Below are 26,268 nucleotides of genomic sequence, written 5' to 3'. Positions count from 1 at the left end.
CTGTTTCCCCTTCTTGGGATGGTGGTTGTGCCGTGCGAGGTGGTGCGACTCAGCGGATCAGCTCAGAAGCGACCTCCGCCCGAGAAGCCTCCGCCGCCTCCGCCTCCGCCTCCGCCGAAGCCCCCGCCTCCGCCGCCGAAACCGCCCCCGCCGAACGACCCGCCGCCGTAGCTGCCGCCGCGGCCACCGAGGAGCCCGCCGAGGATGATGCCGGTGACGAGGCCGCCGAGCTGGGCGCCGTTCCCGCCACCACCGCCGCCTGCGCCGGGCCACCCGCCCATGTCGTTGCCGGCTTCGTCCATCGCCGCCGCCGCGTACTGCTCGGCGGCGCGGGCCGCCTGCAGCGCCCGCTGCGGGTCGGTGGTGGCGAGCTGGACCGCGTCGTCGAGTGCCCGTTCCGCCTCGGACAGGCGGGTCCGTGCCGTCGGGCCGACGCCACCACGACGGAGCGAGATGAACTCGCGCGCCTGACTGATCCTGGTCCGGGCGTCGCGGAGCGCCGCGTCGAGCGCCTGCATCGCGCGCTGGTTCTGCTCCTCGGCACCGCGGGCGGAGGCGAGCGCGGCGTCGATGGCGGTGTTCGCCTGCGTCAGCGCGTCGACGGCGGCGATCGGGTCCTTCGGGTCGAGGCGTTCTCGCAGGACCGTCTCCGCCGTGACGACGGCCGACGCAAGGTCGGGTCCGCCGGTCTTCATGGCGCGGGCCGCCGCGACGTCGCCCTCGATGTCGAGGCGCATCGCGTCCACCCGAGCGGTCGCTTCGCGGAACGACGCCTCTGCGCCGGTCGCCGACGCGCTGAGCTGCTGCACCTGCGCGAGCGCGTGTTGGGCGTCCCGGACGGCGACGACGGCTTGGCCCTTGTCACCGTTCGCGATGGCGGCGTCTGCTGCCTGCGATCGTTCGGTCGCGTACTCGAGGACCTGGCGCGCCTGGCCGACACTGTCGGCGACGGTCGCGAGCGTGCGGCCGCTGTAGGTGCTCCTGATCCGCTCGAGCGATGCAGCCGCCTCGGTCACCGTCGCCGGGGCCGCGCGGACCGCCTCGCCGAGCGACACGGCCGCCGCCTCGACGCCGTCTTCCAGCGATCGGAGCTTGTCGAACGAGTCGGTCTGTTCCTCGATCGCGGCATGGGCCTGCTCGCAGATCGCGATGATCTGGTTCGACCAGTCGGCTCGCTGCTGGGGGGAGTCCGGGATCTCGTCGTCGAGCTGCTGCTGGAACGTGAACGCCTTGCGGACGTTCTTCTGCGCGGTTGCGACGGCATCGGCGAAGGGCTTCGCGGCGTCGGGGCCGAACTGGGCCGTCGCGAAGCCGACCTCTTGTTCAGCGGTCCGGAGCTCGTCGTCGATGGTCACGAGCGCGGCACCCGCTGTGCGCTCGAGGTCCGCCAGGGACGCCTGCTGCGCCTTGGTCGCGGCGGCGGTCCTCCGCTTGTTCCGCGTCCGGATCACGAGCACGATGACGACGATCGCGACCACCACGACGAGCAGCAGGATCCAGACCCACGTGAGGTTCGGCGGCTGCTGCGTCTCGGCGAGTCCGTTCGCGAAGGCGGTGGCGGCCCCTGCCCAGTCGTCCGCCTTGAGTTTGGGGAGCAGGTCGTCGTTGACGGCTGACTCGACGTCGCCGGAGCTGATGGAGGTCTCGTTGGTCTGCTGGACGTCGTAGTTGCGCTCGTCCACCGCGATCGAGAGCAGGATGCTGTCGTTCTGGATCTGGTTCTTGCTCATCACCGCGTCGCCCCATGCGCCATGGTCGGTCGGATCCGTGAACTCCGGCACGAACACGACGTAGAGCTGCGTCTTCGTCTCCGAGTAGAGGTCCTGGACCGCTTGCTCGACGTCGGACTGCTGCGACGACGTCAGCGCATCGGCGTCGTCGAGGACGTACGCGCCGTCGAGGTCGACCGGCGCGGTCGCCCGAGCCGCGGTCGCCGGCGCGAGCACCAGCAGGGCGGTGATCGTCGCCGCAGCGAGTCGCGCTGCCCAGCGCCTGGACGTCCCCCTGCCCGTGGTCGACCCGATCCTGCTCGATCCGCCCTGGACCGCTCGCATCCGTCCTCCGTCCGTCGGCGGCACCGTCCCGATCGTCCCGGTGGATCCCCGGAACGCCGCGGAACGGCGCCGTCGCCCGGAGTCTATCCAGGCAGCGCAGCACTCGTCCGGGAAGCGTCGCACCTGTGGAGAACACTCACGGGGGACACCGTCTGTCCCCCGATCGGGGTAGTATCCGCGGTGACCGTTTCGACGACGAAAGGGGTCGACGATGGAACGAACGACCAGCACCGAAGTAGTCCCGCTCGAGGACGGCTTCCACCGCGTCTCGACGCCCGCCAGTGGGGTGATCGGGTTCGTGCGCGAGCACGACGGCCGCTACGAGGTGCTCCGCGGACGCGTGCGTCAGGCCACCCGCTCAGAGGGGCTGTACTCGACGATGAACGTCGCGCTCATCGCCCTGACGCACGCCTGATCACCGCGGACTCACCGAGACACCGCAGGACCTCCGAGACACCGCCGCATCCGGCGGTGTCTCGCTGTGTTCGCAGGACGTCGGGACGCGCCGCCGTAAGGTGCATGTGTGGGTGATCCGGGCCTCCAGACCGTGTCGGTGCGCGTCAGCGCGCCCGGCGTGACGCGGGCGGCCGACCGGGAGGCCCTGCTCGCCTTCGTCGCGGAGGTCACCGGAGCGGACCCCACGACGGTTCGCGGCGGGCGCCGGTGCGCCCACTGCGGCAGCACCGCGCACGGGCGGCCGTGGGCAGTGGTGGAAGACCGGGCAGCGAACAACCGGATCGTCGGCGTGAGCCTGTCGCGGACGGACGGCGCCGTCGCACTCGCGGTCGGTCCTGCAGCGCTCGGCGTCGACGTGGAGCGTATCGGACGGGTGGCCGCGGCACGCCTCGACGCGTTCACGGCGGGGGAGCGTGCGCGGTCCGAGGGTGATGCGGCGCTCCTCGCGGCGTGCTGGGCGGGCAAGGAAGCCGTCCTGAAGCGCGACGGGAGAGGCATGCGTGTCGACCCCGGCGCAGTCGACGTCGACGTGACGACCGCGTCGGCCGTCCTCGAGGGGGTGGCGCAGGCGGTCTCGGTCGTGCGCCTCGAGGAGGACCTCGTGCTCGCCGTCGCAGCGGACGGGATGCCGCTGGAACTCGAGGACCGCCGCTAGGGGAGCTCCGGGACTCCAGGGTCGTCGATCCACGGTGCGACGACGGCGTCGATCGCCGTCACCGATCGGTCGGACGCCGTCGCGAATGCGTCCAGCACGTCGGACGGCGCGACCGTGCCGTGGCGGTGTCGCTCGGTGATCGTGCGCAGCCCGGCGAAGAACGGGTCGTCGCCGATGGTCCGACGCAGTGCGTGCAGTGCGAGTGCGCCGCGCTTGTAGACCCGGTCGTCGAACATGTCCTTCGGCCCGGGGTCCGCGACGACGAGGTCCTGCGGCTGGTCGAGCAGGCCGGCGCGGTGCTCGTCGGCGAGTCGATCGGCGTCGTCACCGCCGCGGTGCTCGGACCAGAGCCACTCCGCGTAGCAGGCGAAGCCCTCGTGCAGCCAGATGTCCCGCCACCGTCCGAGCGTCACGGAGTTGCCGAACCACTGGTGGGCGAGCTCGTGGGCGATGAGTCGATCGGTGCCGTGCTCACCGTCGACGTGGTTCCGGCCGAAGACCGCCAGCCCGTGGGCCTCGAGCGGGATCTCGAGTTCGTCGTCGGTCACGACCACGCCGTACGCGGGGAACGGGTACGGCCCGAACCGGTCGGCGTAGAGCGCGAGCATGTCCGGCACCTGCCCGAAGTCGGTCTTCGCCGCAGCGGCCAGGTCGGCCGGGTGGTGCAGCGTCACGGGGACGTCGGCACCGCGGAGCGCGTGCGTCCGGTAGCGCCCGATCTGCACGGTCGCCAGGTAGGTGGCCATCGGGTCGGTCGTCGCGTACGTCCACCTGGTGCCGCGACCGGTGCGCTCCTTGCCGAGCAGCTCGCCGTTCGCGACGACGTCGTACCCGGTCTCGCACGTGATCTCGAAGCGGTACGTGGCCTTGTCGTCCGGTCGGTCGTTGCACGGGAACCACGACGGCGCACCGGTGGGCTGGGCGGCGACGATGACACCGTCGGTCAGTTCCTCCCAGCCGATCTGGCCCCACGGGCTCCTGAGCGGTCGTGGGGTGCCGCGGTACCGGACGTGCACCGTGAACTCGGTGCCCGACGCGATCGGGGTCGCCGGCGTCACCGTGCTCTTGTGGACGGCGGTGGTCGTCTTCCGCGCACGCTGCCCGTCGATGTCGACCCGGTCGACCGACAGCCCGTGCAGGTCGACGACGACCTTGTCCAGGTCCTCGAGGGCGGTCGCGGTGATCGTCGCGGTGCCGTCGAGCCGATTCGTCGCGACGCGGTAGTCGAGCCGGAGCTCGTAGTGGTCGGCACGCCAACGACGGTCTCCACTGTGCGGGGTGTACGGGTCGGCTGCGTTCGTCGGCTTCACGGTGCCGTCGAGTCTGCCACGCGGGCGGACGACCCATCCCAGGCGGAGTCCTCCCACGGCGCGATGGGGTTCCCTGCCCAGCGGGTGCCGCCAGGGACCTGCTCGCCGCGCATCACCAGGGACGCGGGTGCGACGGTGGCTCCCGGGCCGATCCCGGCGGCGGGCAGGACGACGCTGTGCGGCCCGAGGGTGCCGCCAGCGTCGACGCGGACCTCGTCGAGCTGCATGACGCGGTCGTGGAACAGGTGCGTCTGCACGACGGTGCCGCGCGCGATGGTCGCCCCGGCACCGATCGTGACGAGGTCGGCCTCCGGCAGCCAGTACGTCTCCAGCCAGGTGCCCCGCCCGATCGTCGCGCCGAGGCTCCTGAGCCACGCCGCCAACGCCGGCGTCCCCGTCGCCTGCTCGGCGAACCACGGCCGTGCGACGGTCTCCACGAACGTGTCCTGCACCTCGTTCCGCCACACGAAGGACGACCAGAGCGGGTGTTCCGTGGCGGTGATCCGCCCGACGAACGCCCACTTCGCGATCGTCGACACGATCGCGGCAACGGCTCCGGCGACGATCAGGACGGGCGCGGCGAGGAGGACCGTCCACCCGATCCCGACGGCCGACCACAGCGCGACGAGGGAGGCGCCGACACCGAGCGCGATCGCCGCGGAGACCATCGGTGCGAGCACCCGCAGCACCTCCCAGCAGCCGCGGGCGACACGGAGGCGCGCCGGCGGACGGAAGGTGCGCTCCTCGTCGAACGTCGTCGCGGCACGTCGGAGCCGGACCGGCGGGGAGCCGAGCCACGACGACCCGCGCTTGGCCTTCTTCGGCACGGCGGAGAGCACCGCGACGAGCGCCTCGCGCGGGACGTTGCGCCCGGCGCCGGTCATGCCGCTGTTGCCGAGGAACGCGCGACGCCCGACCTTGGACTTCCCGATGGTGACCCGGCCACCGCCGAGTTCGTACGTGGCGACCATGGTGTCGTCGGCGAGGAACGCCCCGGATGCGATCTGCGTGAGGGAGGGCAGGAGGAGCACCGTGGAGATCTCGGTGTTGCGACCGACCCTGGCACCCAGGAGCCGGAGCCACAGCGGCGTCACCAGGCTCGCGTACAGGGGGAACAGCAGCGTCCGTGCCGCGTCGAGGACCCGCTCGGTGCACCACGCCTGCCACCCGATCCGGGAGCGGACCGGGTGCCTGCCCTCGTGCAGGGCGATCCCGAGCAGCCGGACGACCGCCACGACGAGCCCGGCGTACACCGCGCCGGCCACGATCGTCGCGAGGGGGACCACGGCGAGGGCGTGCAGCACGGCGGAACCGAGCGACGGGGCACGGCCGACGATCGCGACGGCGACCAGCAGGCCGACCGCGACGCCGATCACCGGCAGACCGGCCACGGCCACCGACCCGGCCCCGTACGCGACGAGCCATCGACGTCGGGCCGGGGGACGGGCCTCCCGGTCGTGCCTGGCCGAGCCGACGCGTTCGGCCGGCGATCCCGCCCAGCGCTCCCCGTCCGGGACCTGCCCGGCGACGGCGGAGCCGGCCTCGATCGCGGCACCCGCGCCGACCGCTGCGCCAGGCATGAGCGTCGACCGGCTGTGCACGACCGCGTCCGCGCCGACCTGGACGCGCCCGAGTCGGAACACATCGCCGTCGACCCAGTGGCCAGCGAGGTCGACCTCGGGCTCGATCGACGCACGCTTGCCGATCGTGAGCATGCCGGTGACCGGCGGCAGCGTGTGCAGGTCGACGTCGCGGCCGATCGTCGCACCGAGGGCCCTGGCGTAGTAGCTGATCCACGGGGCCCCGGCGGTGGACGGGCCGTCGACGGCCTCGGCGATCCGTTCCGCGAGCCAGACCCGGACGTGCACCGATCCGCCGCGCGGGTGGTCTCCCGGTCGGACGCCGAGCAGCACCAGCCGGACCAGGGCGACGGTGAGCGCCATCTTCCCGATCGGGGTGACGAACACGAGCAGTGCGAGCACCAGCACCGGGACCGGGAGTGCCGGCAGGAACGGCAGCGTGGTGACGTGCAGCACCCCGGCGACGAGCGCCGTCCACGTCAGGACCCGCAGGCCGCGGAGCAGCTGCACCGGGAGGCCGAGGAGCGTGAGGGTCAGCCCCGTCGCCGGCGGTGTCGGACGGACGTCGCGCGAGGCGGCGGCGACCGGTCCCGATGCGTCGAGCGCATCGGCCAGCGCGCCGATCCGCGGGTGGTCGTACACGTCGGCCACGGTCGTCGTCGGGTAGCGCTCACGGATCGCGGACACGAGCTGCGCGGCCGTCAGGGACCCGCCGCCGTGGGCGAAGAAGTCGTCGTCCTCGCCGGTGACGGGCACGCCGAGGATCGCGGTCCAGCGCTCGGCGATCCAGGCGACCGTCGGCGGGAGCACCGCGGTGTCGCCGCCGGCGGGACCGGTCAACGGCCAGGGGAGCGCGGCACGGTCGACCTTGCCGGACGTCCGGGTGGGCAGGGAGTCGACGACGGCGAGGAACGGGACGAGGGCCGCAGGCAGTTCCTCGCGGAGCCTGGCGTTCGCTGCTGCGGTGTCGATCGTCGCACCGGCGACGGGGGCGACGTACCCGACGAGGACCTGGTTGCCCGCCGGGGTCCGCTGCACGACGGCGGCACCGCCCGCGACGTCGTCGAGGGCCTGCAGTGCGGCGTCGATCTCGCCGAGTTCGATGCGGCGGCCGCCGAGCTTCACCTGGTCGTCCGCACGACCCTGGAACACGAGACCCTCCTGGTCGTACCGGACCAGGTCGCCGCTCCGGTACGCGCGCTCCCACCCGAGCGACGGGAACGGCGCGTACTTCTCGGCGTCCTTCGCCGGGTCGAGGTACCGGCCGAGTCCGACGCCGCCGATGACGAGTTCGCCGACCTCGCCCGGCGCGACCCTGGCGCCCGCCGGGTCCACGACGGCGAGGTCCCAGCCGTCGAGGGGCAGGCCGATGCGGATCGGTGCCGACCCGTCCAGCAGGGAGCCGCAGGCGACGACGGTGGCCTCGGTCGGACCGTAGGTGTTCCAGACCTCGCGGTCCCTGGAGGCGATGCGGGCGGCGAGCTCCGGCGGGCATGCCTCGCCGCCGAAGATCACCAGGCGGACCTGTTCGAGGGCGTCGTCCGGCCAGAGCGCCGCGAGGGTCGGCACGGTGGACACGACGGTGATGCCGTGCACGATGAGCCACGGACCCAGGTCCACGCCGGTCCGGACGAGGGAGCGGGGCGCCGGCACCAGGCACGCGCCGTGCCCCCACGCGAGCCACATCTCCTCGCAGGACGCGTCGAACGCCACGCTCAGCCCGGCGAGCACGCGGTCCCCCGGCCCGATCGGTGCGCGCTGCAGGAAGATCCGCGCCTCGGCGTCGACGAAGGCCGCCGCGGAACGGTGGGTGACCGCGACGCCCTTCGGGACGCCGGTGGAGCCGGACGTGAAGATGATCCATGCGTCGTCGTCGACGGTCGGAGCCGCCGTCGGCGCCTGGTCCCCGTCGTCGCCGACCGGGATCGCGGCGCCGTCGCGGGTGCGCAGCACCCCGCCCGCTCCGATCACGCCGACGACGCCGGCCTCGCCGAACACGAGCGTCGCGCGCTCCTCGGGGTCGTCCGCGTCCACGGGCACGTACGCCGCGCCGGCAGCGAGCACCGCGAGGATGGACAGGTACAGGTCACGGCCGCCGGACGGGATGCGAATGCCCACCCGGTCGCCCCGCCGGACACCGCGGGCCGCGAGGTCGTCCGCTCGCTCGCGCACCAGCGACACGAGCGTCCGGTAGTCGATCGTCCCGTCCGGGTCCTCGAGCGCGAGGGCCTCCGGGTGCGCGTCCGCGGTCGCGGTGAGGACGTCGAGCAGTGTCCGCGGGTCGGCGGCGAGGTCGCCGCGGGCGAGTTCCCGCTGCGGGTTCCCGGTGACGATGGGCATCGCGTCCTCTTCCCGGTCGTGGACTGGTCGACCGGCCGGTGATCCTAGGGGGCCGAGGTGTCGTGCTCGGAAACACCCCGGACGCCGAGGGCGACCCTGGCGTCGTCGAGCGCCGTCGCGAGCCCGATCGAGTCGTCGAGCCCGTGCAGCGGCGACTCCGTCCGACCGTCCGCGACGTACCGTGCGAGCGCTGCCGCCTGCCACGCCAGACCCTGCCTGCCGCGGAGCCCGGTCGGTTCGGACCACCGGTCCTCACCGGCCGCGTGGTGCAGCACGAACGAGGCGGGGAAGACGAAGTGGTCGGTGTACCGAACGGTCGCATCGGTGCCCGCGACGACGGCGAGGCCGGGCGTCCACGCCGTCATCGACGTGGTCACCACGGACTGCGCGCCGCCGGTGGCCGTCGACACCGTGACGGACTGGAGGTCCACCCCGCGATCCGAGACCGCTCCCGTCGTCCGGCTGGTCACCGGGGCACCGGTGGCGAAGCGGGCGAACCAGTGGCCGTAGACGCCGGCGTCGAGGAGCGCGCCTCCGCCGGCCTCCGGATCGAACATTCGGTCTGCCGGGTCCGGCTCGTGCGGCCAGCCGACGTCGACGGTCGCCAGGTGGACGTCGCCGAGGACACCGTCCGCGATGAGCTGTGCGATGACGGTGGTTCCAGGGAGGTACCTGGTCCACATCGCCTCCATCGCGAGCACCCCGGCGCCGCGGGCCGCGTCGGCGAGGCGTCTGGTGTCCGCGGCCGAGGTCGTCATCGGCTTCTCGACGAGGACGTGCTTGCCGGCGGCGATCGCGAGGAATGCGTGTCCGAGGTGCTGCGGGTGTGGGGAGGCGACGTAGACGACGTCGACCGCGGGGTCCGCGACGAGTGCCTCGTACGAGCCGTGCACGCCGTCGACCCCGTGTCGGGCGGCGAATGCCGCGGCGCGTTCGGGGGAGCGGGACCCGACGGCGACGACGCGCTGATCGGAGTTCGCGTGCAGGGTGCTCGTGAAGTCGTGTGCGATCTTGCCGGGCCCGATCACACCCCAGCGGAGTGTCGGCCCGCCTCGGAGCGGCTCAGCGGTGTGCACCGGAAACGAGAACATGCACGGACGCTACCGCGAATGGTGCGCTCAGCATCGGAGGTGACCACGGCGGGGATGTCACTGTGCCCCCAGGAGGATTCGAACCTCCGCCCCTGCCTCCGGAGGGCAGTGCTCTATCCCCTGAGCTATGGGGGCCCTGGGTGGGAACAACCGTAGCAGGTCCCGACCCCGCCCCGGGACCACCGGCTGCACCCCGGGCGTGCCCGACTTCCGCCAAGATCGTCCCATGCAGCCAGGAGCGCGTCCCGTCCTCGCCGTGGTCGACGTCAGCGACGCCGACCGACACGATCCCGCGTTCCACGACGCCCTCACGACGCTGACCAGGCGTGCCGTCGAGGTCGCCCACGCAGCGGGGTGGGAGCCGCGTCGGGTGGCCGCCGAGCAGCTCGGGCCCGCTGGACTGCGGCGGGCGCTGGCGGACGCCGACGGCGTGCTCGTGATGGGCGGCGAGGACGTCGCCCCGGCGCACTACGGCGGCCCCGAGGACTACGAGGGGCGCGGCCAGCACTTCGCCGTCGCCGACCTCGCGCAGATCGAGGCGGTCCGGGCGGCGGTCACGGACGGGCTGCCGACGCTCGGCATCTGCCGTGGCATGCAGGTGATCAACGTGGCGTTGGGCGGCGACCTGGTCCAGCACCTCGAGCACGGCGGGCACGTGGCGACGGGAGACCCCGCGGAGAGCATGGTCGACCACCGGGTGTCGGTGGCGGCGGGCAGTCGGCTCGCAGCGGCGCTCGGATCCGAGGAGCTCGACGTGCGGTCGTCGCACCACCAGGCGGTCGGCCGGGTCGGCAACGGACTCCGCGTGGTCGCCACCGCGCCGGACGGCACGGTCGAGGCGGTCGAGCACGAGACTGCGCCGCTCTGGGCGGTGCAGTGGCACCCGGAGGACTCCGGTGCCCGTGGCACCGCGCTCCGCGACCTGCTGGTCGCGATGCTGCCGTCGCGCGACTGACGACCGACGGGAGGCTCGTGGCGGTCCGGCACCGCGCCTCCAGTCGGTCCGACCCGCGTCAGCCTGCCGGAGTCGCGGTCGAGGAGGCGGCCGGCGCGAGGGCCTGGCGGACGGCATCGACGACCGGCTGGGCGGAGCCGGGCTCGGTGAACAGCGTCGAGGACGTGGTGATCCAGTACGGGTCGGCGAACGCGTCGGCACGGCCGACGTCGTCGGTCAGGGCGAAGTACCCCTCCACGCGGTAGGTCGGCACCGACCCGCCGCGTTCGTAGAGTGCGTCCTTGAGGTTCGTGAGCGACTTCTCAGGCAGGTCCGCGACGGCCAGCGTGATCGTCATGGACTCGTCCGTCACCTCGTGGAAGACGCAGACGCGGCCGCGCTGCTGCGCGATCTTCGCCGCTGCCGACCCCTTCTCCGGGGTCGCGGACGCGTCGAGTTCGAACTGCTTCCCGTACACGGCGAAGGTGGTGTCCGGCACGAGCTCGGCGCACGTCTGACTGATGCGCTTGCCGATCGGGGCGGCCGTGGCGCTCGCACTCGGAGCCGTCGTCGGGGTCCGCGTTGGGGACCCGCCGGAGTCGCCGCCGGAGCAGGCGGCGAGCACGAGGGCTGCGGGGACGGCGAGCGCGGCGACGCTGATCGCCCGGGCGGATCGTCGGGTGGTCATGCGGACATGATGCTGCACGTCGCCGGGTGCGACCGGTGGGTCCTCGCTCGCCCGGTAGACTCGTGCGCCGTGACTCCTGCCGAACTCTCCGCCGCGTACCTGTCGATCCTGACCGGGATCGTCGAGCGCCGAGGCGCGTCCGACACCGTGACCGTCGAGGAGTCGCACGTCGCCCTCGAGCGCCCCAAGAACCGGGCGCACGGCGACTGGGCGTCGAACGCCGCGATGCAGCTCGCGAAGCGCCTCGGCACGAACCCGCGGGAGCTCGCGACCGAGATCGCCGGCGAGCTGACCGAACTCGACGGTGTCGCCTCGGTGGACGTCGCTGGCCCCGGCTTCATCAACATCACGCTCGAGGCCGCGGCGGCCGGCGAGATCGCCCGCACCATCGTGGAGTCCGGCGAGTCCTTCGGGCACGGCGACCTGTACGACGGTGTGCGCATCGACCTGGAGTTCGTGTCCGCGAACCCGACCGGACCGATCCACATGGGCGGTGTCCGCTGGGCGGCGGTCGGCGACAGCCTCGCCCGGGTCTTCCAAGCGCAGGGTGGCCTCGTCACCCGCGAGTACTACTTCAACGACCACGGCAGCCAGATCGACCGGTTCGCCCGGTCGCTCGTCGCGTCGGCGCTCGGGGAACCGGCACCGGAGGACGGCTACGGCGGCGCGTACATCGCCGAGATCGCGGCCCGCGTGCTCGCCACCTTCGACGGGGACGTCCGCGACATCCCCCGCGACGAGGCGCAGGAGATGTTCCGCCGTGAGGGCGTGGACTTCATGTTCGCCGACATCAAGCAGTCGCTCCACGAGTTCGGCGTCGACTTCGACGTCTACTTCCACGAGAACTCGCTGCACGAGTCGAAGGCCGTCGAACGCGCCATCGAACGCCTGCAGGAGCAGGGCCAGATGTACGAGGCCGACGGCGCCCAGTGGCTCCGCACGACCGACTTCGGCGACGACCGGGACCGCGTCGTCATCAAGTCCGACGGGGAGCCCGCGTACATCGCCGGCGACCTGGCGTACTACCTCGACAAGCGCGAGCGCGGGTTCGAGCGGAACCTCATCATGCTCGGCGCCGACCACCACGGCTACGTCGGCCGCATGATGGCGATGTGCGCCGCGTTCGGTGACGAGCCGGGCAAGAACCTCGAGATCCTCATCGGCCAGATGGTCAACCTGCTGAAGGACGGCCAGCCGTTCCGGATGTCGAAGCGCAACGGCACGATCGTCTCGATGGAGGACCTCGTCGAGGCAGTCGGTGTCGACGCCGGCCGGTACGCGCTCGTGCGGTTCGCGATCGACACCGCGATCGACATCGACCTCGACCTGCTGACCAAGCGCACCAGCGACAACCCGGTGTTCTACGTGCAGTACGCCCACGCCCGCACGCAGTCCGTCGCGCGGAACGCCGCGGCCTCCGGTGTCGACCGTTCGGCGTTCGACGCGTCGCTCCTCACGCACGACACCGAGGGTGCGCTCCTCGGGGCACTCGCCGAGTACCCGCGCGTGGTCCGGCAGGCCGCCGAGCTCCGGGAGCCGCACCGCATCGCGCGGTACATCGAGCAGCTCGCCGGCCTGTACCACCGCTGGTACGACGCCTGCCGGGTGACGCCGCTCGGGGACGAGGACGTGACCGACCTGCACCGCACGCGGCTCTGGCTGAACGACGCCACGGGCCAGGTCGTGCGCAACGGCCTCGGGCTCCTCGGCGTGAGCGCCCCCGAGCGCATGTAGCCTCCGCGGGAGCATTCCGCACCACGCGCCAGACGCGACACATGCGCCCGACCCGCGCCGAGCCTCCAGGCGGGCTGCCGGGGGACGCTGGCAAGGTGGGACGCATGTCCACCGCAACCGACACCCCGAAGCGGCGCCGCCGCGGCCGCACCCTGACGATCGTCGTGATCGGCATCGTGGTCGTGCTCGCCGCGCTCGTCGTCATCGCCGAGTTCGTGCTCCGCGGCGTCGTGGACCGGATGATCGCGCAGCAGGTGGAGCAGTCCCTGCCCGCCGGGACCGAGGGGACGGTCGACGCCCACGCGAACGGCGTCCTCATCCCGCAGCTGATCGGCGGCTCCCTCGACGAGGTCGAGATCTCGTCGAGGAAGATCACCGTCGACGGCGTCCCGCTCGCCGCCGACGTCACGGCGCACGACGTACCGATCGACGGTGCCGGTGCCGTGCACGACGTGGACGGCACCGTGACGCTCGCGGCGTCGAGCGTGAAGGACCTGTCGAAGTACAGCCCACTGTTCGACCGGATGTCGCTCGTCGACGGCGGCGTGCAGCTGTCCGGCACGACCGCGGTGCTCGGGTACGACATCTCGTACGAGGCCCGCGGTTCCGTCGTCGCCCAGAGCGACGGCAAGGGCATCACGATCACCCCGAAGACGGTCAGGATCACGAACTCGGCACTCGACCTCAAAGTGGACGACATCCCCGGGGTGACGAACACGCCCGTGTCGGTGTGCACGGCGCAGTTCCTCCCGGAGTCACTGCGGGTCCGGTCGCTCGACGTGACCGCGGCGCACGCGACGGTGCGCGTCACGGCGGACGAGTTGCCGCTCAGCGAGCAGGGCCTCCAGACCACCGGAACGTGCTGACTGCTGCGCAGTGGTTTTCTCCCTAGTGGGTTTTGTCCACAGCGGCGTAACGCAGGCCGGGAGGCCCGTCCCGGCTCGGTAGGATCGGGTCTCGTGAGCGAGAACCCACTTGCCCCGCCGCGGCTGCGGTTCCCGACGGACGCCTCCGCGCTGACCGCGCGGATCTGGCCCGCCTCCGCGACCAGGACGGACGACGGCTCGCTCGCGGTCGGCGGCGTGTCCGCCGACGACCTGGTGGCCGAGTACGGCACGCCGCTCTACGTGGTCGACCAGCGTGACGTGCAGTCCCGCGCGGTCCGGGTGCGCGACGCCTTCGCCGAGGCGTTCGGTCGCATCGGCACGACGGCGCACGTCTACTACGCGGGCAAGGCGTTCCTCACGACCCAGGTCGCCGCGTGGATGGCCGAGGCAGACCTCCGCGTCGACGTGTGCACCGGGGGAGAGCTCGCGGTCGCCCTGGCCGGCGGTGTCGACCCCGGTCGGCTCGGGTTCCACGGCAACGACAAGTCCGACGCCGAGATCGCCCGCGCGGTGCAGGTCGGTGTCGGGACGATCGTGCTCGACAGCCACGAAGAAGTGCAGCGGGTCGCCGAGGCAGCGGCCGCCGCCGGAGTCGTCCAGCGTGTCCGCATCCGGATCAACAGTGGGGTGCACGCCTCGACGCACGAGTACCTCGCGACCGCTCGGGAAGACCAGAAGTTCGGCATCCCGTTGACCGAGGCGGTCGCCGCCGCGGAGACGATCCGATCCCTGCCGTCCCTGGCGTTCGTCGGGCTGCACTCGCACATCGGTTCGCAGATCTTCGACGAGTCCGGTTTCCGTGAAGCCGCTCGTCGTCTGATGGACGTGCACGCGACGCTCGTGCAGTCCGGTCCGGTGCCGGAGCTCAACCTCGGCGGCGGGTGGGGCATCGACTACACCGAGGCGGACTCGGCGTTCGAACCGGAGGACGTGGCGGACGCCCTCGCGACGATCGTGGCGGATGCCTGCGCCGAGCGCGGCATCCCCGTGCCGGAGGTCGCCGTGGAGCCCGGGCGGTACATCGTCGGGCCGGCGGGGCTCACGCTCTACCGAGTCGGCACGATCAAGCCCGTGACGCTCGAGACCCCCGACGGGCGCGACCAGGCGACGCGCACCTACGTGTCGGTGGACGGCGGCATGAGCGACAACGCACGTCCCGCCCTCTACGGCGCCGAGTACACCGCGCGCCTGGCTCGTACCTCCGACGCCGATGCGGTGCTGACCCGCGTCGTCGGCAAGCACTGCGAGAGCGGGGACATCGTCGTCCACGACGAGTACCTCCCCGGGGACGTCCACCGCGGCGACCTGCTGGCGGTCGCGGCGACCGGTGCCTACTGCTGGAGCCTCGCGAGCAACTACAACCACGTCGGTCGCCCGCCGGTCGTGGCGGTCGCCGACGGCCGAGCCCGTATCCTCGTCCGTGGTGAGACGGTCGACGACCTCCTCGCCCGCGACACCGGGGTGTCGCCTGCGGCCGCAGCCGGTGCCGCGCGGTGAGCCCCCGAGATCCCGGAGACACGCACCACATGATCGAATACCGCAACGTCCGCGTCGCGCTGCTCGGAGCCGGCTCGGTCGGCTCGCAGGTCGCGCGACTCCTCCTCGAGCACGGCGACGAGCTCGCATCGCGCGCCGGCGCCGGCCTGGAGCTCGTCGGCATCGCCGTCCGTGACGTCGACGCCCAGCGCGACGTCGATCTCCCGCGGGAGCTCTTCACCACGGACGCCGGTTCGCTGATCCTCGGCGCGGACATCGTCGTCGAGCTCATCGGCGGCATCGAGCCGGCACGCACCCTCGTGCTGCAGGCGCTGCAGTCCGGTGCCGACGTGGTGACGGGCAACAAGGCGCTCCTCGCGACGCACGGCCCCGAGCTCTTCGCCGCGGCGGAGCAGGTCGGCGCGCAGCTCTACTACGAGGCCGCCGTCGCCGGGGCGATCCCGATCATCCGCCCGTTGCACGACTCGCTCGCGGGGGACCGCATCGAGCGGATCATGGGCATCGTCAACGGCACCACGAACTTCATCCTCGACCTGATGGACCGCGAAGGCGCCACGTTCGAGGACGCTCTCGCCACCGCGACGGAGCTCGGGTACGCCGAGGCCGACCCGACCGCCGACATCGAGGGCTACGACGCCGCGCAGAAGGCCGCGATCCTGGCGTCGCTCGCGTTCCACACCTCGGTGCCGCTCGCCGCCGTGCACCGCGAGGGCATCACCTCGGTGACCATCGAGCAGGTCCGTGCCGCGCGCAAGGCCGGCTACGTCGTGAAGATCCTCGCGACGTGCGAACGCCTGACGGACGAGAACGGTCGTGAAGGCGTCAGCGCCCGCGTGTACCCGGCGCTCGTCCCGGACACCCACCCGCTCGCGAGCGTCCACGGCGCGAAGAACGCCGTCTTCGTCGAGGCAGAAGCCGCCGGCGACCTGATGTTCTACGGCGCGGGTGCCGGTGGTGTCGAGACCGCCTCCGCGGTCCTCGGCGACCTGGTCTCCGCTGCTCGTCGGCACGTGATCGGCGGCCCCGGTGTCGCCGAGTCGACGCAGTCCGCGCTGCCCGTCTTCCCGATCGGCACCGTCCGGACGAGCTACCAGATCACCCTGCACGTGACGGACGCCCCCGGCGTGCTGTCGACCGTCGCGGGCGTGCTCGCGAAGCACGGCGTCAGCGTCGAGACCGTCGAGCAGTCCAGCGCGCACGGTGAGGGCGGCACCGCCACCCTCGTGATCGGCACGCACGAAGCACGCGAGTCCGACCTCGCCGACACCGTCGCAGCCCTCCGTGGCGAGGCGACCGTGACCGACGTCGCCAGCGTGCTCCGCGTCGTCGGCGCCTGAGCAGCACCGTCCCGACCAGCACCGCCCCCGTTCCACCAGCCCCGAAGCACCAGACAGAGAGAGAACCCTGATGGCCCACCAGTGGCAGGGAGTCCTGCGCGAGTACGCCGACCGTCTCGACGTGACCGAGGCGACGCCCGTCATCACGCTGGGGGAGGGCGGCACGCCGCTCATCCCGGCGCGGCGGCTGTCTGAGCGCACCGGCGCGGACGTCTACGTGAAGTTCGAGGGCATGAACCCGACGGGCTCGTTCAAGGACCGCGGCATGACGATGGCGATCTCGAAGGCCGTCGAGCACGGCGCGAAGGCCGTCATCTGTGCATCGACCGGCAACACGAGCGCCTCGGCCGCCGCGTACGCGACGCACGCGGGCATCACCGCCGCCGTGCTCGTCCCCGAGGGCAAGATCGCGATGGGCAAGCTCAGCCAGGCCGTCGCACACGACGCCCAGCTGCTGCAGGTCCAGGGCAACTTCGACGACTGCCTCGACATCGCGCGCGACCTCGCCGCGAACTACCCGGTGCACCTCGTCAACTCCGTGAACAACGACCGCATCGAGGGGCAGAAGACCGCCGCGTTCGAGGTCGTCGACGTCCTCGGCGACGCGCCGGACTTCCACTTCCTGCCGGTCGGCAACGCCGGCAACTACACGGCGTACTCCCGCGGCTACCGCGAGGACGTCGCCGCCGGTCGTTCGACCAAGATGCCGCGCATGTTCGGCTTCCAGGCTGCCGGCTCGGCGCCGATCGTCAACGGCGCGGTCGTCGAGCACCCCGAGACGGTCGCGTCGGCGATCCGCATCGGCAACCCCGCTTCGTGGAAGTACGCCCTCGAAGCGCGTGAGGAGACGGACGGCTACTTCGGTGCGATCACCGACGCCGGCATCCTCGCCGCACACCGCATCCTGTCGGCCGAGGTCGGCGTCTTCGTCGAACCAGCATCGGCCATCGGTGTCGCTGGGCTCCTCGAGCGTGCCGACGCCGGGCAGATCCCGAAGGGCGCGACGGTCGTCATCACGGTGACGGGCCACGGTCTGAAGGACCCGCAGTGGGCCCTCCGCACCGAGGACGGCAGCGACGTGACGCCGACGAGCGTCCCGGTCGACACCGCGGCGGTCGCGGACGTGCTCGGACTGGCCGGCGCGCAGTGAGCACCGACCGCTCGTCCGGGCCGGACGGGGGCGTCACCGCCCGCAACGCTGTACCGGCCGGACGGGCGGTCCGCGTGCGGGTGCCGGCGACATCCGCCAACCTCGGGCCGGGGTTCGACTCGCTCGGCCTCGCGCTGTCCCTGTACGACGAGGTCGAGGTCCGTGTGCGGCCCGAGCCGGGTGCGACCGTCACGGTCGACGGTGTCGGTGCTGGCGAGGTCGCGACCGACGACTCGAACCTCGTGGTCCGAGCGATCCGGCGTGGTCTCGAGCACGCGGGCGTCGAGCAGCCGGGGCTCGAGCTGCACGCGGTGAACGCGATCCCGCACGGCCGCGGCATGGGGTCCTCCGCCGCCGCGATCGTCGCCGGGCTGATGGCGGCCAGGGGACTGCTCGAGGGCGTCGTCGACCTGGACGCGTCGACCCTGCTGACCCTCGCGACCGAGATGGAGGGGCACCCGGACAACGTCGCGCCGGCACTCTTCGGCGGGCTCACCATCGCGTGGATGACCGCAGAGGGCCCCGCGTACAAGCGACTCCTGGTGCACCGCGGCGTCTCGCCGGTGGTCTTCGTGCCGACCTCGACGCTGTCGACCAAGCTCGCGCGGTCCCTGCAGCCGGCCAGCGTGCCGCACGCCGACGCCGCGTTCAACGTGTCCCGCTCGGCACTCCTCGTCGCGGCGCTCATCCAGAGCCCGGAACTCCTGCTCGCTGCGACCGAGGACCGGCTCCACCAGACGTACCGGGCGAGCGCGATGCCGGAGACCGACGCGCTCATCCGGCTGCTCCGGCAGCACGGGCTCGCCGCCGTCGTGTCCGGTGCCGGGCCGAGCCTGCTGGTGCTCGGGAGCGATCCCGCGCAGCGTCTCACCGCCGCCGGGCTGGTGGAACGACACGCCGAATCCACCTGGCGCCCGCTCATGCTGGCCGTCGATCTGGGTGGTGCTACAGTGGTGCCGCACCCGGCGGTCCACGAAGAACGCCCCTAGCGCGGCTGAACAGCCAGCAGGGGATCTCCGACCCCAGGTGTGATCTCCCTCAGATCACCGATTCCCGGCCCGTCGTCTGAACGGCGGCCGATGCACTGCGCTTGCCCACCCGTGCAAGTGCGCTCCGTGCGGGAGTCGGTGAAAAATCTCCGCGCTCTGCGGTTCGGAAGGAACACAGGAACTTGACCGACGTGAACAACTCTGCCGACACGGTGGAGATCCCCAGCGACCTGCGCGCACTGCGCCTGCCCGAGCTGCAGCGCATCGCCTCCTCCCTCGGCATCACGGGGCTCTCGAAGCTCCGCAAGGGCGACCTCATCGCCGCCATCGAGGACAAGCGCCCCGCCGAGGCGACGACGCCAGACACCACGGCCCCCGCGGCTGCCGCTCAGAAGCCCGAGCAGCCCACCCTGCCCGAGGTCGAGGCACCCGCCGCCGAGGCGACCACGACCGAGGCGCCCTCGCGTGCTCGTCGCTCGCGCCGCGCCACCTCCGGCGGCAACGTGACCACCGCGCCGACCACGGCAGCGGAGCACACCAACCACGGTCAGACCGGTACCGAGGACCTCCTCGCCGGGCTCGACCAGGTCCGCGCCGAGAAGGACGCAGCCGAAGCCGGCCAGAACGGTGGCCAGCCCGCCGGCCAGAACGGTGGCCAGCGTCGTCGTCGTGGGCAGAAGCCCGCCGAGCAGGCTCCGACCAGCGCTGCCGAGGCACCCGACGCCGAGCCGTCGACCGACGCGGTCGACGACCAGTCGAACCAGAACGACCAGAACGACCAGAACGACCAGCAGAGCGACCAGAACGGCGAGCACGAGGGCGGTCAGCGCCGCGGTCGTCGCAGCCGTGGCCGTGGTCGTGGACGTGGCCAGAACGCCGACACCGCCGACCAGCAGGGCCAGCAGGCGCAGGACGACCAGAACGGTCGCCAGCAGAACGGCAAGCAGGACGCCGACAAGGGTGACCAGCAGAAGCAGGGCGACCAGCAGAAGCAGGGTCAGAACCAGGGCGACCAGCAGAAGCAGCAGCAGCAGAAGCAGAGCCAGAACCAGCAGGGCCAGCAGAAGCAGAACCAGGGCCAGAGCAGCCAGAACCAGCGCGACGAGCAGCAGCGTCACAACGACGAGGCCGAGAGCGGCCGCAGCCGTCGCCAGCGTGACCGCAAGCGCGGCCGTGGTGGCCAGAACGACGACTTCGAGCCGGAGATCACCGAGGACGACGTCCTGATCCCGGTCGCCGGCATCCTCGACGTGCTCGACAACTACGCGTTCGTGCGGACGACCGGGTACCTCCCGGGCCCGAGCGACGTGTACGTCTCCCTCGGCCAGGTCAAGAAGTACCACCTGCGCAAGGGCGACGCGGTCGTCGGCGCGATCAAGCAGCCGCGTGACAACGAGCAGCAGAGCCGCCAGAAGTACAACGCCCTGGTGAAGATCGACACGATCAACGGCCAGTCCGCCGACGACGCCGCGAACCGCGTCGACTTCCAGGACCTCACCCCGCTGTACCCGAACGAGCGCCTGCGCCTCGAGACCGAGCCGGCGAAGCTGTCGACCCGGATCATCGACCTGGTCGCCCCGATCGGCAAGGGCCAGCGCGGCCTGATCGTCTCGCCGCCCAAGGCCGGCAAGACCGTCGTGCTGCAGGCCATCGCGAACGCGATCTCGAAGAACAACCCCGAGGCGCACCTGATGGTCGTCCTCGTGGACGAGCGGCCCGAAGAGGTCACCGACATGCAGCGCACGGTGAAGGGCGAGGTCATCGCCTCGACCTTCGACCGCCCGGCCGAGGACCACACCACGGTCGCCGAGCTCGCCATCGAGCGTGCGAAGCGCCTGGTCGAGCTCGGTCACGACGTCGTCGTGCTCCTCGACTCGATCACCCGACTCGGCCGCGCATACAACCTCTCCACGCCGGCCTCCGGTCGCGTGCTGTCGGGTGGCGTCGACTCGTCCGCGCTGTACCCGCCGAAGCGCTTCTTCGGCGCAGCGCGCAACATCGAGAACGGCGGCTCGCTCACCATCCTCGCCACGGCGCTCGTCGAGACCGGGTCGAAGATGGACGAGGTGATCTTCGAGGAGTTCAAGGGCACCGGCAACATGGAGCTCCGCCTGAACCGTCACCTGGCGGACAAGCGGATCTTCCCGGCCGTGGACGTCAACGCGTCCGGCACCCGTCGCGAGGAGCAGCTGCTCTCCGCCGACGAGGTCAAGATCACGTGGCGACTGCGTCGTGCCCTCGCCGGGCTCGACCCGCAGCAGGCGCTCGAGATCGTGCTGCGGAACCTCAAGGAGACGCAGTCCAACGTCGAGTTCCTCGTCCAGGTGCAGAAGTCGGTCCCGGCGACCGGCAACGGTCACCACGGCCACCAGGAGTAACCGGTGTTCGAGTCGGTAGCAGGGCTGCTGGCGGAACACGAGGACCTGACGCAGCAGCTGTCGGACCCCGCGCTCCACGCCGATCCGGCCCGGGCGAAGAAGGTCAACCGCCGCTTCGCCGAACTGAACCAGATCAAGTCCGCGTACGAGGCCTGGACGGCGGCGGGGGACGACCTCGCCGCCGCCCGGGAGCTCGCGCGCGAGGACCCGGCGTTCGCCGAAGAGGTCCCCGCGCTCGAGGAGCAGCTCGCGGAGCGCCAGGAGCGTCTCCGCCGGCTGCTCGTCCCGCGTGACCCCGACGACGGTCGCGACGTCATCATGGAGATCAAGGGCGGCGAGGGCGGCGAGGAATCGGCGCTCTTCGCGGCCGACCTCCTGCGCATGTACTCGCACTACGCCGAGTCCAAGGGCTGGAAGATCGAGCTCCTCGAGCGCACCGAGAGTGATCTCGGCGGCTACAAGGACGTCCAGGTCGCGATCAAGTCGAACTCGTCCGACCCCGCACAGGGCGTCTGGGCGCACCTGAAGTACGAGGGTGGCGTGCACCGCGTCCAGCGTGTGCCGGCGACCGAGTCCCAGGGGCGCATCCACACCTCGACGACGGGCGTGCTCGTCTTCCCCGAGGTGGACGAGCCCGAAGAGGTCGAGATCAACCAGAACGACCTGAAGATCGACGTGTACCGGTCCTCGGGCCCCGGCGGTCAGTCGGTCAACACGACGGACTCCGCGGTCCGCATCACCCACCTGCCCACGGGCATCACGGTCGCGATGCAGAACGAGAAGTCCCAGTTGCAGAACCGAGAGGCCGGCATGCGCGTCCTGCGCGCCCGCATCCTCGCGAAGCAGCAGGAGGAGCTGGACGCGATCGCGTCGGACGCCCGTCGTTCGCAGATCCGCGGCATGGACCGGTCCGAGCGCATCCGCACGTACAACTTCCCGGAGAACCGCATCGCGGACCACCGCACCGGGTACAAGGCGTACGACCTGGACCGCGTGATGAACGGTGCGCTCGAGCCCGTCATCGAGTCCGCCATCCGTGCGGACGAAGAAGCACGCCTGGCCGCCGTCGGCGACCAGAGCTGAACTGGAGGCTCGGCTCCTGTCCGGCACGCACGGTACGTTCACAGCGGATCGCCTCCTCGACGAGGCGACCGCTGCGCTCGTCGCGCACGGTGTCCCGACACCGCGGGTGGACGCGGAACTCCTGCTCGCGTGGGCGACCGACACCTCGCGCGGTGCCGTCCAGGCGCGTGCGATGACGAGCGGGGCGATCGCGGGGGAGCACGTCGAACGCTTCCGTCAGGCCGTCGCGCGACGCATGACCCGTGAGCCGCTCCAGCACATCACCGGCGAGGCACACTTCCGCGCGTTGACCCTGGCCGTCGGCCCAGGGGTGTTCGTCCCGCGGCCCGAGACCGAGGGCGTCGTGCAGTTCGGCATCGACGCGCTCCGGGCGACGGCGGTGCCGGAGCCGATCGCCGTGGACCTGGGGTCGGGCAGCGGCGCCATCGCGATCGCCATGGACACCGAGGTGCCGAACGCCCTCGTCTACGCCGTCGAGCGCTCTGCCGAGGCCCTGCCGTGGACCCGTCGCAACGTCGAGCGGTACGGCGGCACGGTCCGGCTCGTCGAGGGCGACCTCGCCGACGCGTTCCCGGAGCTCGACGGGACCGTCTCGGTCGTCGTGTCGAACCCGCCGTACGTCCCCGACGACGCGATCCCGGTGGACCCGGAGGTCCGTGACCACGACCCGGCGCTCGCGCTGTACGGCGGACCGGACGGTCTCGATGCCGTCCGTGCCCTCGCCGAGACCGCCTGGCGCCTGCTCGTCCCCGGCGGTGCGCTCGTCATCGAGCACGCCGAGCCGCAGGGTGCAGCCGTGCGGGACGTCCTGGCGCGCCGGGGGTTCCGATCCCCGGAGACGCACCAGGACCTGACGGGCCGCGACCGCACGACCACCGCGACCCGCTAGGCGGAGGTGAGCCGAGCCTCCAGGCTGTCGTTCCGGGACGCGACGAAGTCCCGGACCGCCTCCCGCAGGTCGGTGTCGTGCTCCACGAGCACCGCGGAGATGCCGACACTCCTGGCGCCCTCGATGTTCTCGGGCATGTCGTCGGCGAAGAAGGTGTCCTCCGCCCGCGCGCCGTGGTGTGCAAGCGCACGGCGGAAGACCTCGGGGTCGGGCTTCCTGGCACCGAAGTTGCTCGACGTGTCGAGGTGCTCGCCGAACAGCGGCGGCAGTGATGGTGCCCATCGGTGTATCCAGCGGCCGGCGAGCGGACCGTTGTTGGTGAGGAGCGCGACACGCCCGTGTTCGCTGGCGATGCGGACCGCCTCGATGCGCTGCGGGAGCTCGGTCATCGCGGAACCGCGGATCCGCGCCCACTCCGTCTCGGGGACGTCGCACTCCATCGCGGCCGCGAAGGCGGCGAGGTACGCGTCGCCGTCCGGGAAGTGTCCGGCCTCGGCACGGGACTCGTTGCCGGACAGCCACCACCGGCGGCGGAGCTCGTCGAGCTCGTGCCCGGTGAGGTCGGTCAACCCGGCCATCCGGGTCTTCCAGTCGTAGCGGACGAGGACGTCGTCCATGTCGAAGAGGAACAGGAGTCGGGGCGCTGGCGTCTCGTTCACGATGTCCTCCATTGTGTCGCACTATCATCGTCGAGTCATGGCATCCCGATACGACTGCACCGACCCCGACGGACTCCTGACCGGGATGCGGCTCGCACGTGCCGCACTCGGCCGGGGAGAACTCGTCGTCGTCCCCACCGACACCGTCTACGGCCTCGCCGCCGACGCCTTCGACGCGGCCGCCGTCCAGCGGCTGCTCGACGCGAAGGGGCGGACCCGGCAGTCGCCGCCGCCGGTCCTCATCCCCGGTCCGCCGACGCTCGACGCGCTCGCGAGCGAGGTCCCGCAGCAGGTGCGCGACCTGGTCGCCGAGTTCTGGCCGGGCGGGCTGACCGTGATCCTGCACGCGCAGCCCTCGCTGGACTGGGACCTGGGGGAGACCCGCGGTACGGTCGCGCTCCGCATGCCCGACTCCCGGATCGCGCTCGAGCTCCTGCAAGAGGTCGGCCCGCTCGCGGTGTCGTCGGCGAACTCGACCGGTGACCCTGCCGCGATGACGATCGACGCAGCCGAGTCGATGCTCGGCGACAGCGTGTCCGTCTACCTCGACGGCGGTTCCCTCGAACCGCACGACGGGTTCGAGGCGTCGACCGGGTCGACGATCGTCGACGCCACCGGGCTCTCCACCGGTGGCGGGCTGCGCATCGTGCGGCACGGCGTGATCCCGGACTCGGAGATCGAACGGGTCGTCGGGGCCGACCTCGTCACGTGAAGTACTACCTGCTCGCGGGGCTCATCTCCGCGGTCGTGAGCTTCCTGGTCAGCTGGCTGGTCTGGAAGCTCGGCCTGAAGTACAAGTGGTACCCGAAGGTCCGCGAACGCGACGTGCACCGCACCCCGACGCCGCGGCTCGGCGGGATCGCGATGTTCATCGGCGTGATGGTGTCGCTGCTGTGTGCGTGGTTCCTGTTCCCCGAGATCGCGGGCGTCGACTACTTCCGCCTGGTGTTCGCCGAACCCGGGCGCGTGCTGGCGGTGCTCGCCGGGGCGACGATCATCGTGGTGCTCGGTGTCGCCGACGACATCTGGGACCTCGACTGGATGACGAAGCTCGCCGGCCAGATCATCGCCGCGGGGATCCTGGCGTGGCAGGGCGTCGCGATCGTGTCGCTGCCGATCGGCAACACGCTCGGCGTCGGCTCGTCCTACATGAGCCTGATCTTCACGGTGCTCGCCGTCGTGCTGGTGATGAACGCCGTCAACTTCATCGACGGGCTCGACGGGCTCGTCGCCGGCGTCGCGATCATCGCCGGCGGGGTGTTCTTCCTCTACACGTTCTTCATCAACCGCGTGGTCGTGCAGACCGAGTTCTTCTTCAACCTGCCGTCGCTGCTGACGGCGGTCCTCGTCGGCGCGTGCTTCGGGTTCCTCATCCTGAACTGGCACCCGGCGAAGCTCTTCATGGGGGACGCCGGCGCGCTGCTCGTGGGCTTCCTGATGGCGACGAGCGCCGTGTCGATCACGGGCAACATCGATCCGGCCGCCGTGCGCACCCGCACCGACCTGCTGCCGGCGTTCATCCCGATCCTGCTGCCGTTCGCGATCCTCATCGTGCCGATCCTCGACTTCGGGCTCGCCGTCGTCCGGCGACTGAGCGCGGGGAAGTCGCCTTTCTCGGCGGACCGGAAGCACCTGCACCACCGGCTGCTCGACATGGGCCACTCGCACTTCCACGCCGTGCTGATCTTCTACGCGTGGACGGCGACCGTCGCGATCGGCTGTCTGCTGTTCCTGTTCCTGCAGTGGTGGTGGGTCGTGGCCTTCGTCGCGATCGGGTTCACGATCTGCGCGATCGCGACGTTCGCCCCGCTCGGCCGGAAGCGTGCCGAGATCGCCGCCCAGAGCCGAGCAGGAACGGGAGCGGCCGTCGATGCCCGGCTCGACCCGCTCGACCGCGCCGCAGCCACCCGCGACATCCCGACCCCAGGAGACCCCTCGTGACCACGCCGAACGGCCTCGACCACGTCAGCCCGCTCTTCCGCCGCATCCTCGTGCAGGGGGCCGTGCTCGCGGTCGCCCTCGCGGTCGTCGGGGGAGTCGTCGGCTTCTTCGTCGCCGGGACGCCGGGGCTGGTCGGGGGACTGATCGGCGCGGTGATGAGCGTCGTGTTCTGCGGGCTCACGGCGGTGAGCGTCCTGCTGGCGATCCGGTTCTCCCGCGGGCAGATGATCTCCGGTGCCTTCTTCGGCACGATCATGGGGATGTTCCTCGTGAAGTTCGTGCTCTTCATCGTGGTGCTCGTGCTGCTGAAGGACCGGGACTGGGTGAACACGCCCGTGCTCGCGATCGCGATCATCGCCGGCGTCATCGGGTCGCTCGTGATCGACGTGACGGTCATCGCCAAGGGACGTGTGCCGATCGACGTGCCCCTGCCCGGCTCTGCGGATGCTGAGAAGGACGACCCGGGCGTCTGAGAGCCCGGGAAGGCTCTCACACCTGATAGGGTTTGAGGAGTCCGCGCCCGGAGCCATGCTCGGAGCGGACGAGCCTCCACACAGTCCACCATCGCGTGCCATGACGGGCGCGCGCCGACACAGGAGACAGCGCTGCTATCCCA

21 protein-coding genes and 1 tRNA gene are annotated in these 26,268 nt (G+C 71.6%); 15 read left to right on the top strand and 7 right to left on the bottom strand.

Annotated elements, in window-relative coordinates; genetic code table 11:
* Positions 1-62: 62 nt before the first annotated feature.
* On the bottom strand, positions 63-2,054 hold the full coding sequence (locus AAEP80_RS13655) for a TPM domain-containing protein (protein ID WP_420364796.1): 1,992 nt from the start codon (positions 2,052-2,054) through the stop codon (positions 63-65).
* A gap of 211 nt (positions 2,055-2,265) precedes the next feature.
* On the opposite strand from AAEP80_RS13655, the gene AAEP80_RS13650 reads away from it, so the two are divergent.
* The gene (locus AAEP80_RS13650) at positions 2,266-2,469 is read left to right on the top strand and encodes a hypothetical protein (protein WP_144765352.1); all 204 of its coding nucleotides are present in this window, start codon (positions 2,266-2,268) and stop codon (positions 2,467-2,469) included.
* 108 nt (positions 2,470-2,577) lie between these two features.
* Positions 2,578-3,165, top strand: coding sequence for a 4'-phosphopantetheinyl transferase family protein (locus tag AAEP80_RS13645; protein ID WP_420364795.1), 588 nt, complete (start codon positions 2,578-2,580; stop codon positions 3,163-3,165).
* Here AAEP80_RS13645 and AAEP80_RS13640 read toward each other — a convergent pair.
* The 4 genes from AAEP80_RS13640 to AAEP80_RS13625 form a co-directional block, all read right to left on the bottom strand.
* Entirely contained in the window at positions 3,162-4,475 is a 1,314-nt protein-coding gene (locus AAEP80_RS13640) for a M1 family metallopeptidase (protein WP_420364794.1), read from the bottom strand. The genes AAEP80_RS13645 and AAEP80_RS13640 overlap by 4 nt on opposite strands.
* The gene (locus AAEP80_RS13635; protein ID WP_420364793.1) at positions 4,472-8,395 is read right to left on the bottom strand and encodes a Pls/PosA family non-ribosomal peptide synthetase; all 3,924 of its coding nucleotides are present in this window, start codon (positions 8,393-8,395) and stop codon (positions 4,472-4,474) included. The genes AAEP80_RS13640 and AAEP80_RS13635 overlap by 4 nt, the downstream gene beginning before the upstream one ends.
* 44 nt (positions 8,396-8,439) lie before the next feature.
* The gene (locus tag AAEP80_RS13630) at positions 8,440-9,486 is read right to left on the bottom strand and encodes a Gfo/Idh/MocA family protein (RefSeq protein ID WP_420364792.1); all 1,047 of its coding nucleotides are present in this window, start codon (positions 9,484-9,486) and stop codon (positions 8,440-8,442) included.
* A 63-nt stretch (positions 9,487-9,549) separates the two neighbouring features.
* A tRNA-Arg gene (locus AAEP80_RS13625) sits at positions 9,550-9,621 on the bottom strand.
* 91 nt (positions 9,622-9,712) lie between these two features.
* Between AAEP80_RS13625 and AAEP80_RS13620 the strand changes: the two genes are divergently transcribed.
* Positions 9,713-10,441 (top strand): gamma-glutamyl-gamma-aminobutyrate hydrolase family protein, encoded by a 729-nt coding sequence (locus tag AAEP80_RS13620; protein WP_420364791.1) that lies wholly within the window; start codon positions 9,713-9,715, stop codon positions 10,439-10,441.
* A gap of 58 nt (positions 10,442-10,499) precedes the next feature.
* On the opposite strand, the gene AAEP80_RS13615 is transcribed toward AAEP80_RS13620, so the two are convergent.
* Positions 10,500-11,108, bottom strand: coding sequence for a hypothetical protein (locus AAEP80_RS13615; RefSeq protein WP_402728888.1), 609 nt, complete (start codon positions 11,106-11,108; stop codon positions 10,500-10,502).
* A gap of 69 nt (positions 11,109-11,177) precedes the next feature.
* Here AAEP80_RS13615 and argS point away from each other — a divergent pair, with 69 nt between their 5' ends.
* The 9 genes from argS (at position 11,178) to prmC (ending at position 23,052) form a co-directional block, all read left to right on the top strand.
* Complete coding sequence (gene argS / locus AAEP80_RS13610) at positions 11,178-12,842, top strand: arginine--tRNA ligase (protein ID WP_420364790.1); 1,665 nt, start codon at positions 11,178-11,180, stop codon at positions 12,840-12,842.
* Positions 12,843-12,946: 104 nt separating this feature from the next.
* A complete protein-coding gene (locus tag AAEP80_RS13605; protein WP_420364789.1) occupies positions 12,947-13,708 on the top strand; it encodes an LmeA family phospholipid-binding protein in 762 nt (253 codons plus the stop codon).
* 93 nt (positions 13,709-13,801) lie between these two features.
* On the top strand, positions 13,802-15,226 hold the full coding sequence (gene lysA / locus AAEP80_RS13600; RefSeq protein WP_420364788.1) for a diaminopimelate decarboxylase: 1,425 nt from the start codon (positions 13,802-13,804) through the stop codon (positions 15,224-15,226).
* Between the two features lie 29 nt (positions 15,227-15,255).
* Entirely contained in the window at positions 15,256-16,563 is a 1,308-nt protein-coding gene (locus tag AAEP80_RS13595) for a homoserine dehydrogenase (protein ID WP_402728885.1), read from the top strand.
* Positions 16,564-16,633: 70 nt separating this feature from the next.
* Entirely contained in the window at positions 16,634-17,713 is a 1,080-nt protein-coding gene (thrC, locus tag AAEP80_RS13590; RefSeq protein ID WP_413601773.1) for a threonine synthase, read from the top strand.
* A gap of 74 nt (positions 17,714-17,787) precedes the next feature.
* Positions 17,788-18,702: a homoserine kinase gene (thrB, locus tag AAEP80_RS13585; RefSeq protein ID WP_420366874.1), complete on the top strand. Its 915-nt coding sequence runs from the start codon at positions 17,788-17,790 to the stop codon at positions 18,700-18,702.
* A 182-nt stretch (positions 18,703-18,884) separates the two neighbouring features.
* On the top strand, positions 18,885-21,080 hold the full coding sequence (gene rho, locus AAEP80_RS13580) for a transcription termination factor Rho (protein ID WP_420364787.1): 2,196 nt from the start codon (positions 18,885-18,887) through the stop codon (positions 21,078-21,080).
* A gap of 3 nt (positions 21,081-21,083) precedes the next feature.
* The gene (gene prfA, locus AAEP80_RS13575; protein ID WP_281264754.1) at positions 21,084-22,163 is read left to right on the top strand and encodes a peptide chain release factor 1; all 1,080 of its coding nucleotides are present in this window, start codon (positions 21,084-21,086) and stop codon (positions 22,161-22,163) included.
* A 16-nt stretch (positions 22,164-22,179) separates the two neighbouring features.
* Positions 22,180-23,052, top strand: coding sequence for a peptide chain release factor N(5)-glutamine methyltransferase (prmC, locus tag AAEP80_RS13570; protein WP_420366873.1), 873 nt, complete (start codon positions 22,180-22,182; stop codon positions 23,050-23,052).
* Here prmC and AAEP80_RS13565 read toward each other — a convergent pair.
* The gene (locus AAEP80_RS13565) at positions 23,049-23,711 is read right to left on the bottom strand and encodes an HAD-IA family hydrolase (protein ID WP_420364786.1); all 663 of its coding nucleotides are present in this window, start codon (positions 23,709-23,711) and stop codon (positions 23,049-23,051) included. The genes prmC and AAEP80_RS13565 overlap by 4 nt on opposite strands.
* Positions 23,712-23,748: 37 nt before the next feature.
* Here AAEP80_RS13565 and AAEP80_RS13560 point away from each other — a divergent pair, with 37 nt between their 5' ends.
* From AAEP80_RS13560 to AAEP80_RS13550, 3 genes are read left to right on the top strand one after another with little or no spacing between them, the layout of a single operon-like run.
* Entirely contained in the window at positions 23,749-24,423 is a 675-nt protein-coding gene (locus AAEP80_RS13560; protein WP_281264752.1) for an L-threonylcarbamoyladenylate synthase, read from the top strand.
* Complete coding sequence (locus AAEP80_RS13555) at positions 24,420-25,652, top strand: MraY family glycosyltransferase (protein ID WP_420364785.1); 1,233 nt, start codon at positions 24,420-24,422, stop codon at positions 25,650-25,652. The genes AAEP80_RS13560 and AAEP80_RS13555 overlap by 4 nt, the downstream gene beginning before the upstream one ends.
* Positions 25,649-26,125: a hypothetical protein gene (locus AAEP80_RS13550; protein WP_420364784.1), complete on the top strand. Its 477-nt coding sequence runs from the start codon at positions 25,649-25,651 to the stop codon at positions 26,123-26,125. The genes AAEP80_RS13555 and AAEP80_RS13550 overlap by 4 nt, the downstream gene beginning before the upstream one ends.
* Positions 26,126-26,268: the final 143 nt, after the last annotated feature.

The organism is Curtobacterium sp. L3-7 (genome assembly GCF_048756585.1).
Classification (GTDB): domain Bacteria; phylum Actinomycetota; class Actinomycetes; order Actinomycetales; family Microbacteriaceae; genus Curtobacterium.
Note: the sequence above shows the minus strand (reverse complement) of the source record. Positions and strands in the feature narration are given on the sequence as shown.

Coding starts and splice junctions, on each gene's coding strand:
- AAEP80_RS13655 (WP_420364796.1), bottom strand. CDS start 2,054: ATGCGAGCGGTCCAGGGCGGATCGAGCAGGATCGGGTCGACCACGGGC.
- AAEP80_RS13650 (WP_144765352.1), top strand. CDS start 2,266: ATGGAACGAACGACCAGCACCGAAGTAGTCCCGCTCGAGGACGGCTTC.
- AAEP80_RS13635 (WP_420364793.1), bottom strand. CDS start 8,395: ATGCCCATCGTCACCGGGAACCCGCAGCGGGAACTCGCCCGCGGCGAC.
- AAEP80_RS13630 (WP_420364792.1), bottom strand. CDS start 9,486: ATGTTCTCGTTTCCGGTGCACACCGCTGAGCCGCTCCGAGGCGGGCCG.
- AAEP80_RS13620 (WP_420364791.1), top strand. CDS start 9,713: ATGCAGCCAGGAGCGCGTCCCGTCCTCGCCGTGGTCGACGTCAGCGAC.
- AAEP80_RS13615 (WP_402728888.1), bottom strand. CDS start 11,108: ATGACCACCCGACGATCCGCCCGGGCGATCAGCGTCGCCGCGCTCGCC.
- AAEP80_RS13605 (WP_420364789.1), top strand. CDS start 12,947: ATGTCCACCGCAACCGACACCCCGAAGCGGCGCCGCCGCGGCCGCACC.
- AAEP80_RS13595 (WP_402728885.1), top strand. CDS start 15,256: ATGATCGAATACCGCAACGTCCGCGTCGCGCTGCTCGGAGCCGGCTCG.
- thrC (WP_413601773.1), top strand. CDS start 16,634: ATGGCCCACCAGTGGCAGGGAGTCCTGCGCGAGTACGCCGACCGTCTC.
- AAEP80_RS13560 (WP_281264752.1), top strand. CDS start 23,749: ATGGCATCCCGATACGACTGCACCGACCCCGACGGACTCCTGACCGGG.